Source organism: Sporosarcina psychrophila (genome assembly GCF_001590685.1).
Lineage (GTDB): Bacteria > Bacillota > Bacilli > Bacillales_A > Planococcaceae > Sporosarcina > Sporosarcina psychrophila.
The window spans coordinates 1,946,393-1,964,298 of the sequence record NZ_CP014616.1; the positions used below are offsets into that span (position 1 = coordinate 1,946,393).

The window sequence follows — 17,906 nt, forward strand, 5'->3', positions numbered from 1 at the left end:
AACATAGAGGGAATTATCGCCGCGAAAGTTAAGCCCTTTCGTCCTTAATACCAGGACGATTGGGCTTTTACTGGGTATAGGAAGAAGAGAATGTGGGTTTGCTACTTTTTACAACAATAACAAAATAGTAATATCTTAGATTGCAGAATGTTATTGTTAACGGATTGAACATGTGTTGATTAACCAAAGTTAACCTGAAGATAGGAACTTTTTTCGAAATGCTGTGAAATAATCTTGAAGGTAGAATGGAACAGGTTGACACATGATTATATAGAACTATAATTAGTAGAGATTTATCTTATAATAGTTGTAAAGGAGAACCGATTTTGTTTACTCATCCTTCCATGGAATCATATAGTGTAGTTGTTGGTGAATACTCTTTTTCAATCATTCTTTTGTCCGTTATCATTGCGAGCTTTGCTTCCTATACCGCGATATCCATGAATGAGCGAATGCAAGAGAATAGCTTTTTTCATCGAAATTTGTGGCTCATATTAGCATCGGTTGCTTTGGGGTTCGGGATATGGTCCATGCATTTTATTGGAATGGGTGCCTATTTATTACCCATTTCGATGACTTACAAACCTGAGCTCACATTTTTGTCGATTATTCCAGCAATTGCAAGTTCATTTTTAGTGTTTACTTTAGTCAACCGCACGCGAAAAACGATTGGATTAAGTTTGATTTCGGGTGTCGCAATGGGAATTGGTATCTCTGCCATGCATTATATTGGGATGGCGTCTATGGAATCAGATGCTATCTATACATATGATCGCACAATTTTTACTGCATCTGTGGCGATTGCAATTAGTATTTCTTTTATCGCAATCTACATTTTTTCTTCTCTTCAGCATCTTTTGAAAAATAAACTCCTGAAAACAGTTACTTCGCTCGTTATGGGGTTAGCAATTTCTAGCATGCATTATACCGGACTCATGGGGACTACTTACTATATTCATCGTGACAAGATTGATAGTCTGCATGAGATTCATCAAATGGATATGAACTATCTTAACATTACAGTTTCAATTGGTTTGGGTCTATTACTGCTATTATTACTATTATCGAGTTTTATTGATCGGTATATTGATTACCGCGTAAACTATTTCGAGTCCTTAACGAGAATCCCAAACAGGCGGAGCTTTGAGAATATGTTGAACAGTCCCTCTTATGATGGAAGTCTTGCAATGTGGTATATCCCCGACATTGAAAAAATCAATGTTGAACAAGGGTATATTTTCGGAGACAAAGTTATTCAGTATTTGGGTCGTTTTTTCTCTCAGTGGTCATCATCCTCTATGAAACTTTACCAGCTTCAGGGCAAGCGTTTTGTCTTTCTTTTTCAGGGGGTGGACGGAATCGTTGAGTTTGAACGCACCATGAATAAGGTTGCAGAGCAACTTAAAGCACTGACTGAAATCGATGGCAAATTAATTAAGATTGAAGCGGTCTGCGCGATGTCAACTACGGAAGAACATCGGGATCCGAAGCGTTTGTATACAGAAGCGCTTACTGTGTTAGAGCATCCATCGACACGCTATGATTACCAGGTGATTCGTTTTGATAATGCAATCCATTCTCATTCATTCGAAGAAGAAATCCTAGAGAGTATAGAAGGTGCGATGCACGAAGGACAATTATTCATGGTTTATCAGCCGAAAGTAAGGGCTAGTACTAATGAATTGTCGGGGTTTGAAGCTTTGATTCGTTGGAAGCATCCGAAATACGGTATGCTATCTCCAGTAACTTTCATACCAATACTTGAACAAAGCACACGAATAGGAGACGTCACGAACTGGATAATCGAGCAAGTTTGCAAACAGATTGCAGAGTGGGGAAAAACGACTTTCCAAGTACACCCCGTTTCAATTAATATTCCTGGGGATTATGTTACATCACCAATCCTACTTAATGTATTAACGGAAATGGTGAAAAAGTATAAGTTGGAACCGTATAATTTAGAATTAGAAATTACGGAAACGAGTGTAGTGAATTCGATTGAAGATGCGGTGAAAGCCCTCAATACGTTTCGAGAAAAAGGTTTTTCTGTAGCATTGGATGATTTCGGAACAGGAGTTTCATCTTTGTCTTACTTGAAAAGATTGCCGATTTCGACTTTGAAAATAGATAAGTCATTTATTGACGATGTACCACAATCTGAGAAAGATTCATCTATTCTCAAGGCAATTCTCGCAATCGGTCGAACGTTAAATTTAGATATTGTACTAGAAGGTGTAGAAACTGAAGAGCAAGTACAATTTCTAAGCCAAGAGTCGGAGTCGTTAATCTTCCAAGGCTATTATTTTGCTAAGCCAATGACTTCGACAGAACTTTTGAATTGGTTAGCGCAGCGCAAGCCGGTTTAATTTTAAGAAACTATGCTGAATGGTTTAAAAGATTAAATGTTATGGATAATCTATAGGGTGCTCTAAATAGTTGAAAAACGTTCTAAGCTTGAACTAACGAAAAAATGTATAAGAAATTCGTTCTATTCGCAATTCTACCTGTTGTTCTCGTCACCATCTTGCTCATAATAAAATGAACTTCAATACCTGAAAAGGCACCGACATATGGGAGTATTACTATTTGTCATTACTTTAGAGGGGCAGTGACGATATTCATTGTCCGATCATAATATCTGAAGTAAAAGTAGTTCACTTATACACGCTTGACAATTCAGTTAAGTGTTGTATGATTGTTTAAAATCTTCTAAAACTTGAACGGTGATGAAGGATTACTATGCGAATCCATGTTGTGAAAGAGAGCGGAATTTATCAGCTGGAAGATTCCGTCACGACAATCGCAGAACCTACCTTCGTAGTCTTATGTAAAACATAGGCGCCCCCCTCGGCGTTATGGGGATAAGTGGGATGTGTTCGCATGCATCCAATTATGGTGGTACCGCGGAAGCTAAGCCCTTTCGTCCTTAATATCAGGACGAGTGGGCTTTTTTTGTTTTCCACCACAAGAAGGAATGGGGTATTGGAATGAAAAAACAACGGATTGTCGTGAAAATAGGAAGCAGTTCTTTAACAAATGTTAAAGGTGAAATCGATCAAACGAAATTCAACGATCATATCGATGCGCTTGCCGTACTACGTAAAGCAGGGCATGAAGTGATCCTTGTTTCTTCTGGTGCAGTCGCGGCTGGGTTTGCAAAGTTAGGCTATTCATCGCGGCCAATAACAATCAAAGGGAAACAGGCGGCTTCGGCGGTGGGCCAGGGTTTGTTAATGCAATCTTATATTGAAAAGTTTAGTGTTCATGGAATCGTGCCAGCTCAGATTTTATTGACACGAATCGATTTTTCGAATCGTGAGCGCTATAGAAATGCATTTGCGACTATGACGGAACTGTTGGAACGCGGAATCGTGCCCATTATTAATGAAAACGACACAGTCTCTGTTGAAGAACTGACTTTCGGTGACAATGATATGCTGTCAGCACTTGTCAGTGGCTTTCTCCATGCGGACCAGCTTATTATTTTAACGGATATTAATGGACTTTATGAATCAAATCCACGCAAATATCCATTAGCGAAACGACTTGATTATCTTGAACAGATTACAGATGACTTACTAAAAGGAGCTGCCGATACGGGATCAAAAGTGGGAACAGGTGGCATGAAATCAAAACTACTAGCTGCAAAAACAGCAACATCACTAGGTGTTTCCGTTTTCATCGGAAGGGGAGAAGGTTCGAATAAACTACTAACGATTTTACAGGGGGGAGGCGACGGCACCTATATTTCCAATCCAGCTATCGCTAAGATTAATACGAGCAGACAATGGATCGTGTTGCATTCCGAATCGACAGGTGAACTTCACGTTGATCAAGGGGCGGAAGTGGCTATTTTATATAACGGAAAAAGCTTATTACCTGCAGGTGTTGTTAAAGTAAACGGGGATTTTCAAAAAGGTGACGTTGTTGAAGTATTTGGCGTGAATGGGATTTTAGGTAAAGGAGAAGTAAGTTATTCTTCTGGTGAATTAAGAAACGCGATTGAAGACAGAAACAAGGAAAAAGAAGGTGAACTAGTTTCATCGGCTGTTGAAGTCATTCACCGGGACCGCTGGGCACAAATATGAAATGAGGGGATTTAGCATGAGCGAAGTACACTTAAAAGGGAAAGCTGCAAAAGAAGTAAGTTATTCGTTGGTGAACATCACAACCGACCAAAAGAACAAAGCACTGGCATTAATTGCCGAACAATTAGTGGTCGATCAAACGTCCATACTTGCTGAAAATCAGAAAGACTTGGACGATGGAAAAGCGAAAGGTTTTACTGACGCAATTCTTGACCGCATCCTACTCACTGGAAAACGAATAGAAGACATGGCGAATGCCATCCATCTATTAATCGAATTACAGGATCCGATTGGAGAGACAGTGGAGACCATTGAAAAAGACAATGCATTGCTTATTGAAGTGAAGCGGGTACCAATTGGCGTTATCGGTATGATTTATGAAGCGAGACCGAATGTCACTGTTGACGCGGCGACGCTTGCCCTTAAAACGGGGAACGCCGTCATTTTACGAGGAAGTTCTTCTGCGAAATATTCGAACTTGGCTCTTATAAAGTCAATTCATGCTGCTCTTGATAAAAGTGATGTTCCCAAAATATCTATCCAATTAATTGAAGATACGAGCAGGGAGACGGCAAAAGAACTGTTCCGGCTTAATGAATACTTGGACGTTCTAATTCCAAGGGGTGGCAAAACACTTATTGAAACAGTAATTCGTGAAGCAACAGTTCCGGTCATTCAAACAGGGGCGGGTAATTGCCACATCTATATTGACGAATCAGCAGAGCTAGAAATGGCTACTAATATTGCATTGAATGCAAAGATTCAGCGTCCATCCGTTTGCAATGCCATTGAGACAATCTTAATCCATGACAAGTGGTTTACATTTTATGGAAAAGTACTAATCGAAAAATTGCAGGAGAACGATGTGGAGATATACGGAGATGAAACTGTTGTTCGAGAATGTGAAAAGGTGCGAGCTGCATCCGAATCAGATTGGTCAACGGAATATCTCGGGTTAACAGTTAGTGTCAAAATTGTAACGAGTATGGAGGAAGCAATTACTCATATTACCAAATACGGGACAAAGCATTCCGAAGCGATAATCACCAATGATGAAAAGCATGCTACGATTTTCTTGAATTATGTCGATGCCGCCGCTGTTTATCATAATGCTTCGACGCGATTTACGGATGGTTTTGAATTTGGTTATGGCGCGGAGATTGGAATTAGCACACAGAAATTGCATGCACGGGGTCCAATGGGATTAAAGGCATTGACTACGACCAAGTATGTCATCCGTGGGAATGGGCAAGTGCGGGTATAGAGAGGAGTATTGGGGAATCCGAGGGTATGTTCGAAAATCGCGGGTAAATCCGTGAAACAGTGGGTACACCCGAAAGCAGCAAGTGGAAACCCATAGCAAACAACATCAAAAAATCCGCGGAGTTTAACATTCCGCGGATTACTTTAATTCAATTCCAAATGTTGCTTCATGGTACCTGTAACTTCCTGTAATTCTGTTTCATCCATAATGTAATACCATATACCGCCGTTCATTCGCTTGCCTTCACCTTTTTCAAAATGAAGTTGCTCCACTTTACCAGCCGCGTCACGGTAATTCTTTTGGACGTCTACCATTTCATCGAACGTCATATTTGTTTTTACATTGTCACCCAGGGCATTGAAGACACTGCGGTATTTTAACAGACTCTTTATGGAGGTTCCTTCATGCAGTACTCCTTCAATTACCTGTTTCTGTCGATCTTGACGCCCGAAGTCGCCGTTAGGATCGCCTTTCCGCATCCGCACATAGGATAGTGCTTCTTTGCCGTCCAAGGTGATGTCACCAGTAGCGTAATGAATCGAATCCTGTGTAAATTCAAAAGGATTGTTAACACTGATACCGCCGACGGTATCTACAATTGTCTGGAAACCTTCCATATTGACTTCCATAACATAATCAATGGGAATATCCAGTAGATTCTCGACCGAATCCAGTGACATCTGAATGCCACCGAATGCATACGCATGGTTTAATTTATCTGTGGTCCCGTGGCCAATGATCTCTGTGTACGTATCCCTTGGAATACTGACCATTTTCGTCGTTTTTAACTTAGGATTAACGGCCATTACAATCATCGTATCCGAGCGACCTTTATCACCTTCGCGTTCATCAACACCCAAGACAAGCACTGAAAACGGATCTTGGTTACCCAAAGTAATTCCTTCTGCTCGCTTCTCAGATAATTCGCGGTCAATTGGTTTATACATAGCTTTCAACGTTGACGTCAAGTCAAAATAGACATTCAATGCAAAACCGCCGATTATTAGGCTGATTACTGCAATGACCCATGGCCATTTTCTACGTTTCTTATTTTTCTTCATATCTGCTCGATTCATTATAGTTCCTCCAGTTGGTGTCATTCGAAAAAGTGTACCTGGATATAGACGCTCAACCTTACGTCTAAGTTTCAATTAGATTAAGAAAGATCCAGCTAGATTAGTAAGACTTCTAGTTTCTTACAGTTTAGAGCCTGAAATTTACTCGAATACAATTCGCATCAGTACTTAAATAAGTGTTGAAACAGCATTGTAATGTAGAAACTCTGCTGCTATAATTCGTATACTTAGTTATGAAATGTTTGGGCATTTTTACAAGCAAAGCATTATAAAATTCACAACGGTGTTTAATGAAGGAGAGACTGCATTGGAAGATAAGATACGATTACGCCTCGTTTTGACGGGGATTTTATTGGGAATATTAATGGCTGCAATGGATAATACAATTGTAGCGACAGCGCTCGGTTCAATATTGGGAGATTTGGGCGGTGTGGAAAGCTACATTTGGATTACGTCTGCTTATGCAGTAGCTGTACTTGCGGGTATGCCGATTTTCGGAAAGTTATCCGATATGTATGGACGAAAAAGGTTCTTTTTATTTGGTATCATTGTTTTCTTAGTTGGGTCTGCTCTTTGTGGGCTTGCACAAACGGTTCCGCAGCTTGCGGTATTCCGGGCGATCCAAGGAATTGGGGGGGGGGCATTATTACCAATTGCATTCACTATTGTCTTTGATGTATTTCCTCCTGAACAGCGTGGTAAAATGACAGGCCTTCTTGGTGCTGTATTTGGCGCTTCAAGTGTTCTAGGTCCTTTGCTAGGCGCATGGATTACGGAATCAATAAGCTGGCACTGGGTATTTTACGTCAATATTCCAATCGGCGCGATTTCTTTATTCTTGATCATTCGCTATTATAAAGAAGCTGCACAACCGATCAAGCAGACAATCGACTGGCTAGGAGCAATTACACTTGTTACAGCTGTCGTCAGCCTGATGTTTGGGCTTGAATTGGGCGGGAAAAAGTTTGAGTGGTTATCATGGCAAAGTATTACCCTCTTTAGTATATTTATTGTCTTTTTTATTGTCTTCATATGGGCTGAAACGAGAGCAAAAGAACCGATTATTTCATTTTGGATGTTCAAGAACAGACTTTTTGCTTCATCCCAGGCCCTGGCATTCTTATATGGTGCTACATTTATTGGCCTGACAATTTTCATCCCTCTTTTTGTGCAGGCTGTATACGGTGGATCTGCCACAAATGCGGGAATTATTCTTATGCCGATGCTTCTTGGTTCGGTCGCTGGAAGTGCACTTGGAGGAATATTGCAGACGAAAACATCGTATCGCAACATCATGGTGATCTCGGTTATCGCTTATTCAATCGGTATGGTATTAATGAGTACGATAACACCTGATACATCACGAATCGCATTATCCCTATTTATGGTACTTGTTGGATTTGGCGTAGGGTTTTCATTTTCATTACTGCCCTCTGCATCGATGCATGAAATGGACTACCGCTATAGGGGATCGGCTAACTCAACGAACTCGTTTTTCCGTTCGTTAGGCCTTGCCCTCGGGATTACCATCTTCGGTGCGATTCAAACAAAATTGCTAACAAGTGAAATGACCACTGGTTTTGCGAAACTTGGTGGAAGCGGGCAGGGCGGACCGGAATCACTTGGAAATATCCAAACGGTATTTCAGCCAGAAGCTCGCGCCAACATCCCGCCAGATATATTGGATGTGATTGTAAATGCAATGTCTACATCAATTTCAGCCACATATCTCTGGTCACTTATACCAGTTGGAATTGCAGTTATTGCCGTTTTCTATATGGGTAATGAAAGACTAGATGTAACTAAAAAACAGTAAAACAGTAAAGCTGTCACATCCATTTTTTACAATGGGCGCGACAGCTTTTCTTTGATTTATGACAGTTGCTACTACAACTAGTTTCGTTTGAAGCGACTGGTTTTCTTGGATTTTAACCGTTGTATTCTGTCGTCTACTTCTTGTTCCATTTCAGCTGTTTTTCCTTCATCTACTTGGAATGAAATGATTTCATCACCTTGGATTTCAACTGAAAACCATGTGCCAGCCTTGCTGTCAATTGGGAGCGTGTTTATGTCGACATGGAATTCTTTCTGCAATTTTTCAACTAAAAGAAGTGCTTTATCGTCGTCTGTGAACCGATCGAGATATGCTAAATACATAATTATCCTCCTATGCACGCAATGCCTTGCGTGAGAATGTCGGTAATCCGGGCAGGTCCGATGCCTTTTATTTTACTAAGATCGTCAACTGATTGGTAAGGGCGGAGTTGGATTAAATCTTGTGAACGGGCGGGACCGATGTGGATAATGCGCTGTACCTCCACTTCACTTGCTGAGTTGATATTAACACATGAGGCACTTGAAACTGGCTGTGTCTCATTTTTTGGTTCGGGTGTAGGTACAACTTCAGTTTCTACTTCAGGTGGTGTGTGCTTTATAGTCCCTTGGTTATTTGTATGGACGCTAAAAGTCTTGCCATCTGTTTCGACAATAACTGTTCCATGAATATCCGTTCCATAAACAAGAACACCGCTTTTTTCAAGCCGATTAATCGTTTCGATATGCGGATGTCCGTATTGATTGTCAACACTTGCCGAATAAATCGCTATATCTGGTTGAACGGCCTTTAGAAAACTATCGGTTGTTGATGTTTTCGAGCCATGGTGACCAACTTGTAAAATATCTGCCTTTAGGTTTGCACCACTACTAAGCATTTCACTTTCTGCTTCCTCTTCACTGTCACCAGTAAAGAGGAAGGAAATCTCTCCGTATTGTAAACGAATCGCAATCGAATTGTTATTTGTATCGCCTGACAGCGATTTCGGATGAAGTACTGCAACCTTTAGCGGCCCAATGTCGAATACATCGCCAACCTCCGGCTCATAGTAATCTACGTTATTGTCTTCAATTGCAGCAAGTGCACTCGTGAAAACTTGCGAATTCGTAGTTTCACCATTCATCCATACTTCTGATACATCAAATGTACAGATGATTTTATCCAGTTGCCCAATGTGATCTGCATGGGGATGCGTAATCGCGACAATATCGATGTCTGTTATGTTGTGGGCTTGAAGATAGGACACAACTTCTGTGGAGCTCCAATCTCCGGTATCGATGAGTACTGCAAATGCTTCATCACCCTGGTTGTATTCAATCAATGTGGCGTCTGCCTGTCCGACATCTATGTAATGAACTTTCATCTTCGAGAGCGGTAGATTTTGCTGTTCAATGGAATCTGCATCTTCCACTTCAACAACTTTGTTCTGTTCTTCGTTTGCTTGTTCTTCTACTAATTCGGGATCCCCATTTACATTATCAGGTATAGGTGACTGTGTTGTACTTTGACCGCAACCTGCAAAAACAAGTAAACCCGCGATTAAATAAAGACTGGTAAATATATTCTTAATCATTTTTTCTCCTCTATCATTCGGGTATTTTCTTACTAGTATAGTGTAGCAGACATAGGTGCTGTGGATAACATTGTTATTATGTGATAAATTAATGGGATTTAATACCAACGACCAAGCGATCATACTTTGTACAAGCATATCCAATAATTCCACCTGTTATAATAGCTCATCAGCCCTTATAATAGAAGTATATTCTAAAAGGAGTTGTCGTAGGCTTGAAGCATGTTTCGAAGTTTGCAACAAAGATTATGGTTCTCGTCCTCTTAGTCACTGGAACAGTAGCAAGTGTGGGGTGGTACTTCTTTGATGCAAATAAAGGAATCGCAGTATCGTTTTCCGAATTGGAAAAGACAATTCAAGCTCAAAACGATCAAGTTGTATCGCTTAAAGAAACATCGAACGGAACATTATACTTACAGACGAAAGATGAGAAATACGTAACTCAAGTTCGTCCTGAAAGCCAGTTAGTCGAACAATTAGTCGAAAAATATAATATATCATATAACTATTCCGATCAAAGCAAATTTAGTAGTTTATTGTTCGGAGGAGTGTTCATTACGCTGCTCATTACATTAATAGTGCTTCATAAAAAAGGAAAGATTGGCGTAGGTGCCTCTTCTATGAAAAATAGTGCATCTAAATCGACGCCTCTACCCGATATAACATTACAAGATATTGGTGGGCTTCCTGAAGAAATGAAGGAAGAGATTTTACAGACGTTATCTATTGTGAAAGATCCGAAACGGTCGGCCCAAGTAGGTATTCAGCCACCCAACGGAATTCTTTTATATGGTCCACCGGGTACTGGGAAGACTTTACTTGCACAAGCAATTGCGCGCGAAATAGGTGCGACCTTTTTTTCATCCAGCGGGTCAGCGTTCACAGAATTATTTGTTGGTGTAGGTGCTTCCCGTGTACGATCTCTGTTTGAAAATGCAAGAAAGCAACGACCGGCAGTCATATTTATTGATGAAGTCGATGCACTTGCAGGTAAACGGAAAACACATGGTGGGGAAGAAGCGGAAAAAACATTAACGGAACTTCTTGTTCAGCTAGATGGTGGCAATAATAACGACGGTGTGCTATTCATTGCAGCAACGAACCGAAAAGATATGTTAGATGAAGCTTTTCTTCGTCCAGGTCGAATCGATTATTCATTCCAAGTACCCTTACCTGATACGACTGGAAGAAGAGAAATTATTGATATTCACACGAGAGGTAAGCTGTTGGCTGATGAAGTCTTTGCTGCATTAGACACTCTTGCCGAAAGTACATCAGGATTTTCAGGAGCTGAACTGAGTTCTCTCTTTAAAACAGCGAGCAGAAGAGCAATTCGAGATGGACGTGAACAAATTGCTAAGAGTGATCTTGACTTTGCAATTGACCGCACCATTCTTGGAAGCGCCTCCCGTTCGATGAATGACCCGGAGACGAAGAGAAGAGTAGCCATTCATGAATCCGGTCACGCGCTAGTAGCTGCAGTAACAAAGCCTGGTTCAGTAAGGAAAGCAACAATTATTCCACGCGGCCAAGCACTTGGGTATGTAGCACCGATTCAGAAAGAGCTTCACTTGTCTACGTATAGTGAATTATTAGACCAAGTCAGTATGATCCTTGCTGGTGGCGTTGCCGAACGAATATATCTTGGCGAACACAGTATTGGCGTAAGCGGCGATGTTCAACAAGCGAAAGAAATCATCGAGCGCATGGTTGATACAGGTTTATTACAAAACGGCTTCACGCTAACTTTCAATAAAAGCGAGAAAGAAGCGAAGATGCAAATTCTTTTTGATGAAGCACTTCGCAAAACAGAAAACCTCATTAAAGAACACGCGTCAGAATTCAAACAGTTGGTGGATCTATTAATGCAAAAGGAAACACTGGACGGCTCAGAAATACAACAGATTGTTAGCAGGCACGTAGTCGAAATATAAATGTGTTAAAAAAAGTAATCAACGGGAGAGGCATTTGCCTCTTCTTTTTTTATGCAGTAGAAAACGATAGAAAGCAGTTTGGTTGAGCTTTCATCATCACAATTGGTTAAACCGACTATATCTGTAAGGCGAACGATCATATATGCTACTCAACCAATCATAAGTCAGCCCTGACCGATCATATATGCTACTCAACCAATCATAAGTTAGCCCCGACCAATCCTATATACTACTTAACCAATCATAAGTCAGACTCAACCAAGCATATCTATAAAAATCATCCCATTCCCTAGCGTTTGAATCCACAAGTTCGTTCTAATTTCCTCCCGTTCCTCCTACAGTGTAACAAGGCATAGAAATGGGGGAGATTATCTATGTTAATAGATGGAGTTTTTTCAGGAGGAGGATTAAAAGGATTCGCGTTAGTTGGGGCTTATCAAGTCCTCGAAGAAAAGGGGTATCGATTTCATCGTGTAGCTGGAACGAGTGCGGGCGCAATTCTTGCCAGTTTCATTGCGGCTGGTTATTCGGCTAAGGAAATTGAAAAGATGCTGGATGAACAAGATTTTCAGGTGCTTCTTGATCCACGGAAGACAATAATTCCTTTACCGTTAATGAAATGGTTTCAATTGTATTGGCGACTTGGTTTATACCAAGGTAATGCTTTGGAGAATTGGTTTTTAGAAAAATTAGCAGCAAAAGATGTCTATACATTTTCAGATTTACCGCCGGGAAAACTAAAGCTTGTTGCTTCGGATTTAACGAATGGAAAAATGATTGTGCTTCCCGACGATTTGGAGGGCTATGGAATATCAGCAGAAACGTTTCCAATTGCTCGTGCATTACGCATGAGTTGCGGAATTCCATTTTTCTTCGAACCGGTACGATTAAAAGTAGGGAAGGGAGAGACGATTGTTGTGGATGGCGGGGTGTTGAGCAACTTCCCTATGTGGATATTTAACGACGAAGGTGGAAATACAGAACGTCCAGTCCTTGGTTTGAAGTTAAGTCGTAGCCAAGAAGAAATGCCGGGACATAAAATTGACAATGCCTTAGATTTATTTGAAGCCCTTTTTTCGACGATGAAAAATTCGCATGATGAAAGGTATATTTCGAGAAAGCATGAAAGAAATATCATTTTCATCCCAGTTGATGATTATAGTGCAACCCAGTTTGATATGGATCAAGAAACAAAAGAGGGACTTATGGATGCGGGACGCAACAGCACGATTCAATTTTTGAAAACATGGTGAAAAATACCGGGCACCAAAACGATTATGAGTCGTTTCGGTACCCGGTACTTTTTTAGAGCTTAGGAAACTATAAAATCTCGTACTATGGATAACCTGCGAAATAGGCTATTTCACGTCTAGACTGCAGCGCCTAGAGGCTTGCACTTTTGTTTACTTTAAAATTAGTTTTTTGCCCATTCAGTATGGAAATGGCCTTCTTTATCCAGGCGTTCATAGGTATGTGCGCCAAAATAATCGCGTTGAGCTTGGATAAGATTGGCCGGTAATGTCTCCGTACGGTAACTATCATAGTAAGCCAATGCACTTGAGAGAGCAGGAATTGGAATCCCATGTTGAATGGCTATGGCTACTACTTCGCGAAGCGAATTCTGATAGTCTCCTACTATTTCTTGGAAATAGGGATCAACTAAAAGGTTTGGCAAGTCACTGTTAGTATCAAATGCCTCTTTGATATTCTGTAAGAACTGGGCACGAATGATACATCCTCCACTGAAAATCATGGCTACTTCTCCGTAAGGGATTTTCCAATCATACTCCTCAGATGCTGCACGCATTTGCGCAAAACCTTGGGCATATGAACAAATTTTACTCATATATAAAGCTTTACGAATCGCTTCAATCAACTCTTTTGGATCACCTACATACTTTTTCAGTTCAGGACCTTTTAGTAGTTTACTTGCTGCAACGCGCTCTCCCTTAATAGAAGAAATAAATCGTGCAAATACGGACTCTGTGACGATTGGAAGGGACACGCCTAAGTCTAACGCATTTTGGCTAGTCCATTTTCCTGTGCCTTTTTGTCCGGCTACATCTAGAATTTGATCAATGAGCGGTTTCCCAGTTTCTTCATCCATCTTTGTGAAAATATCTGCTGTGATTTCAATGAGATAGCTGTCGAGTTCTCCTTTGTTCCATTCTGAAAATATTTCATGCAACTCCTGCGCTTCAAGACCAAGTGCATGTTTCATGATGAAATAGGCTTCGGAAATCAGTTGCATATCGCCATATTCAATGCCATTATGAACCATTTTCACATAATGTCCTGCTCCATCAAGACCCATATATGCACTGCAGGGAATGCCGTCAACTTTTGCCGAAATAGCATCAAGAATGGGCTTCACTTGTTCGTAAGCTTCTTTTGAGCCTCCAGGCATAATCGATGGGCCGTTACGAGCTCCTTCTTCTCCACCAGAAACACCTGCACCAATGAAATGTATGCCTGATTCTTTTAAGGTTGCTGTACGTCTATTCGTATCTTTAAAGAATGTATTTCCTCCATCGATAAGAATATCCCCTTGTTGAAGATGAGGGACAAGGGACTGGATCACTGTATCTGTTGTTTCCCCGGCTTTAACCATTAATAAGATCTTACGTGGGACTTCTAGCGAAGCGACTAGATCTTCAATGCTGTAGCTACCATGAATAGCTTTATCTTTCGCTTCTTTGTTGGAAAATTCATCTGTTCGATCTGTCCAATAATCATAGACAGCTACCGAATAGCCTTTACTTTCGATGTTTAGCGCAAGGTTCATCCCCATTACGCCCAAACCAATAACGCCCATTTGTTGTTTGATCATATTTTACTCTCATTCCTTTGTATACGTTATTTGATTTTATCTAAGCGACTTTCTAAACTTTGTTTTTCTATTTCAAAACCAGACTTGCCAAGTAGCGCAAACATATTCTGTTTATAAGCTTCTACCCCTGGTTGGTCAAATGGATTTACCCCGAGCAATGTTCCACTTATTGCACAAGCCTTTTCGAAGAAATATATCATTTCCCCAAAGGTAAATTCATTGAGTTCATCCAACTCAATAAGCAAGTTTGGAACACCTCCATCAATGTGAGCGAGGGCAGTACCCAGTGCAGCTTTCTTATTTACCTCATCCATTGTTTTTCCTGATAGGAAATTCAAACCGTCAATATTGTCTATATCATCTTGAATCGTTCGTTCAATTTGGGGCTTTTTTATCTGTAGGACTGTTTCAATGAAAAGACGACGCCCTTCTTGTATATACTGACCCATCGAATGTAAATCCGTTGTAAAATTAACTGATGCAGGGAAGAGTCCTTTTTCATCTTTACTTTCACTTTCTCCAAAGAGCTGCTTCCACCATTCAGCTACATAATGTAGACCAGGTTCATAATTCACAAGTAATTCAATTGATTTCCCTTTATTATAGAAAATATTTCTTACCGCTGCATACTGGTAACTTTCATTCGTTGCGAGAACGGGATCATCGTATTTGAAATAGGCGGCTTTTGCTCCTGCCATCATTTTGTCAATATCGAGACCGGCTACTGCGATTGGAAGTAAGCCAACAGGCGTCAGAACTGAGTACCGCCCACCTATGTTATCCGGAATAACAAATGATTCATAACCTTCTTCGTAAGCAAGGTTTCGAAGTGCACCTTCATTTTGATCAGTAGTTACATAAATTCTACTTCTTGCCTCTTCTTTTCCATACTTTTGTTCCATATATTCACGGAGAATACGGAATGCTAAAGCGGGTTCTGTTGTTGTACCTGATTTGGAAATAACATTTATAGAAACGTCTTTCCCTTCTAACACATGTAGTAAATGTTCGATGTAGGTAGAACTGATATTTTGTCCAGCAAAGTATACTTCCGTATTACCTTTGATTTGGTTATGAAACGTATGTGATAATGCTTCAATTGCTGCTTTAGACCCCAGATAAGAACCTCCAATACCAATAACAACTAGCACGTCTGACTGTTGTTGAATTCGTTTAGCAGCTATTTTCACCCTGGTAAACTCCTCTGTATCATAGGTAACTGGCCAGTCAACCCATCCTAAGAAATCAGAACCTGGTCCTGTTTGTTGATGGATTTGGTTATGAGCTTGTTTTACAAATCCGCTTAGATTTTCAAGTTCACTATTTTTCATGAACGATAAAACATTGGTGTAATCAAATGAAACTGTCATTTTTTTATCTCCTTTGGACTTTATCTTTTATTTACCACCAATTAAATTGATTGGATTGCAATAGTTGATTGGCTGCTTCTGGACCTGTAGAGCCAGCAGGGTAAGGATATAAAGGCAACATATCCTCCTGAAATGCCTCCAAAATCGGTTGGATCCATTTCCATGATAATTCGACTTCTTTCCAATGGGCAAAGAATGATTTATTACCGAGCATTGCATCAAATAGAAGTAGTTCATATGCTTCTGGTTGGTCTTTAGAATTGGTCGAGTGGTTCATATAAACAGGATAAAAACGGTTACTAGAAGGATTTTTCATATTCACCCTTAAAGATATACTTTCGTTTGGACTAATCTCGAATGTTAATAAATTAGGAGTTATCTCTTCAGTTTGAAGTACATTTGATTCTTCTACCTTATTCTTTAACTCAAAGACAATTCGTGTAGACTTCTTATCCATCCGCTTCCCCGTGCGTATATAAATTGGGATTCCATTCCAAGACGGATTATCAATATATAAACGCGCTGCAAAATAAGTATCATTCATTGAAGAGTCATTCACCCCGGGCTCCTCTTTATAGCCAGCAACTGGTGTATCAAGAATCGCTCCAGATTCGTACTGTCCACGAACAACATCCAGGTAAACTTTATCTTTAAGAATTGGTCGAAGAGATTCTATGATTTCCATTTTCTTAATTTCGTTTTCTTTGGTCGTTACTTCCCTGGGGAGATGCAGTGCTGTCATTATCACTAACTGAAAAAGGTGGTTCTGAACCATATCACGTATGGCTCCAGCCTGATCATAATAATCAGCTCGTGTTTCTACCCCAACCGTTTCACTTGCTGTGATTTGAACATTAGCAATTTGTTTATGATCTAATAAAGCTTCTAATGCTGGGTTGGCTAGTACTAAGGTTTCAAAACTTTGGACCATTGATTTTCCAAGATAGTGGTCGATTCTATAGATTTCTTTTTCGTTGAAGGCCTTGCTCAAAGTATCATTCAATTGCTGTGCCGATTTCAGGTCACTTCCAAACGGTTTTTCAACAATGATTCGCTTCCAACCTAAAGTTTGACTTATACCATTTGTGTAAAGATTTGACGTAATAACATCAACCAACTTCGGTGCGACAGACAAATAGAAAAGTCGGTTTTCTGGTATATCTAACTCGTTTTCTCTGTTTTTGATGAGTTCGAACAAATTCAGATAGGATCCACGGTCTGTTGCATCAAATGCAAAGTAGCGAAACTTAGTTAGGAAATCTTGCAAAACAGAAGTTTGAACAGTTCTTCTGGAATATAACCGGAGTGCTTTTTCCACTTTAGATTGAAAAAATTCGTTAGAACAATAATATCTACCTAAACCGACTATTGAGATAGAATCCGGCATTTTTCCATCGAGAAATAAATTATATAAAGCAGGAAATAGCTTTCGTTGAGCTAAATCTCCCGTTGCTCCAAATAAAATAAAAGTCATGTCTTGCATGATCCATTCCTCTTGGGATTCCGTTAAACAATGTTTAACATCAAATCTTTCAGAGGGATTTTCGGTATCCATATTCGATTCCCCCTACTTTTACAATTAATATTCCGTTTAAGCTTTGAATGATAATCGCAACAGTTCTCACTATACTAACTGCGGTCAATTAATGTAAGTACGCACTTTAACATCATATAGTGACTAAAAGTATACTGTAGCTTGTAATTATAAAAAGAAATGATAAGGAGTGTGAAAATGAAACAGTTGGCTTATGTATATGTTGAATTAAAGAATCACACTGAATCTGCTGTGGCGCACATTAATGAGAGAGTTGTAATTCGGGGTGTGGATTGTAGAACGCTTGGCGCTTTGGGGATGCCTCTGCCGCGCCTGCGCTGGGGAATTCATTATTAACGGAGTTGTGATTTAGAGATGTATGGATTGAGATGTAATGTGATTA

At 40.1% G+C, this 17,906-nt stretch carries 13 protein-coding genes; 7 read left to right on the forward strand and 6 right to left on the reverse strand.

Annotation, left to right across the window (positions count from 1 at the left end):
• The first annotated feature begins 326 nt into the window (after nucleotides 1–326).
• From AZE41_RS09355 to AZE41_RS09365, 3 genes are all read left to right on the forward strand, one after another.
• A complete protein-coding gene (locus AZE41_RS09355; protein ID WP_067208443.1) occupies nucleotides 327–2,366 on the forward strand; it encodes a bifunctional diguanylate cyclase/phosphodiesterase in 2,040 nt (679 codons plus the stop codon).
• A 621-nt stretch (nucleotides 2,367–2,987) separates the two neighbouring features.
• Complete coding sequence (proB, locus tag AZE41_RS09360; protein ID WP_067208445.1) at nucleotides 2,988–4,088, forward strand: glutamate 5-kinase; 1,101 nt, start codon at nucleotides 2,988–2,990, stop codon at nucleotides 4,086–4,088.
• Nucleotides 4,089–4,104: 16 nt separating this feature from the next.
• Nucleotides 4,105–5,352 carry a glutamate-5-semialdehyde dehydrogenase gene (locus AZE41_RS09365; protein WP_067208448.1) on the forward strand — a complete coding sequence of 416 codons (1,248 nt, stop codon included), beginning with the start codon at nucleotides 4,105–4,107 and terminating at the stop codon, nucleotides 5,350–5,352.
• 143 nt (nucleotides 5,353–5,495) lie between these two features.
• On the opposite strand, the gene AZE41_RS09370 is transcribed toward AZE41_RS09365, so the two are convergent.
• A complete protein-coding gene (locus AZE41_RS09370; RefSeq protein ID WP_067208451.1) occupies nucleotides 5,496–6,428 on the reverse strand; it encodes an LCP family glycopolymer transferase in 933 nt (310 codons plus the stop codon).
• A gap of 364 nt (nucleotides 6,429–6,792) precedes the next feature.
• Here AZE41_RS09370 and AZE41_RS09375 point away from each other — a divergent pair, with 364 nt between their 5' ends.
• Nucleotides 6,793–8,244: an MDR family MFS transporter gene (locus AZE41_RS09375; RefSeq protein ID WP_067213914.1), complete on the forward strand. Its 1,452-nt coding sequence runs from the start codon at nucleotides 6,793–6,795 to the stop codon at nucleotides 8,242–8,244.
• Nucleotides 8,245–8,321: 77 nt separating this feature from the next.
• Here AZE41_RS09375 and AZE41_RS09380 read toward each other — a convergent pair whose 3' ends face one another.
• Entirely contained in the window at nucleotides 8,322–8,585 is a 264-nt protein-coding gene (locus AZE41_RS09380) for a DUF3006 family protein (protein WP_067208454.1), read from the reverse strand.
• A gap of 2 nt (nucleotides 8,586–8,587) precedes the next feature.
• On the reverse strand, nucleotides 8,588–9,835 hold the full coding sequence (locus AZE41_RS09385; RefSeq protein WP_231885798.1) for an MBL fold metallo-hydrolase: 1,248 nt from the start codon (nucleotides 9,833–9,835) through the stop codon (nucleotides 8,588–8,590).
• Nucleotides 9,836–10,050: 215 nt separating this feature from the next.
• Between AZE41_RS09385 and AZE41_RS09390 the strand changes: the two genes are divergently transcribed.
• A complete protein-coding gene (locus AZE41_RS09390; protein WP_418064779.1) occupies nucleotides 10,051–11,769 on the forward strand; it encodes an AAA family ATPase in 1,719 nt (572 codons plus the stop codon).
• 374 nt (nucleotides 11,770–12,143) lie between these two features.
• Entirely contained in the window at nucleotides 12,144–13,022 is an 879-nt protein-coding gene (locus tag AZE41_RS09395; protein WP_067208457.1) for a patatin-like phospholipase family protein, read from the forward strand.
• 161 nt (nucleotides 13,023–13,183) lie between these two features.
• On the opposite strand, the gene gndA is transcribed toward AZE41_RS09395, so the two are convergent.
• From gndA to zwf, 3 genes are read right to left on the reverse strand one after another with little or no spacing between them, the layout of a single operon-like run.
• A complete protein-coding gene (gene gndA, locus AZE41_RS09400; RefSeq protein ID WP_067208459.1) occupies nucleotides 13,184–14,599 on the reverse strand; it encodes an NADP-dependent phosphogluconate dehydrogenase in 1,416 nt (471 codons plus the stop codon).
• 26 nt (nucleotides 14,600–14,625) lie between these two features.
• Nucleotides 14,626–15,969 carry a glucose-6-phosphate isomerase gene (locus AZE41_RS09405; RefSeq protein ID WP_067208462.1) on the reverse strand — a complete coding sequence of 448 codons (1,344 nt, stop codon included), beginning with the start codon at nucleotides 15,967–15,969 and terminating at the stop codon, nucleotides 14,626–14,628.
• 31 nt (nucleotides 15,970–16,000) lie between these two features.
• Nucleotides 16,001–17,452 carry a glucose-6-phosphate dehydrogenase gene (gene zwf / locus AZE41_RS09410; RefSeq protein ID WP_067213917.1) on the reverse strand — a complete coding sequence of 484 codons (1,452 nt, stop codon included), beginning with the start codon at nucleotides 17,450–17,452 and terminating at the stop codon, nucleotides 16,001–16,003.
• A gap of 249 nt (nucleotides 17,453–17,701) precedes the next feature.
• On the opposite strand from zwf, the gene AZE41_RS22645 reads away from it, so the two are divergent.
• Entirely contained in the window at nucleotides 17,702–17,860 is a 159-nt protein-coding gene (locus tag AZE41_RS22645) for a hypothetical protein (protein WP_156476002.1), read from the forward strand.
• Nucleotides 17,861–17,906: the final 46 nt, after the last annotated feature.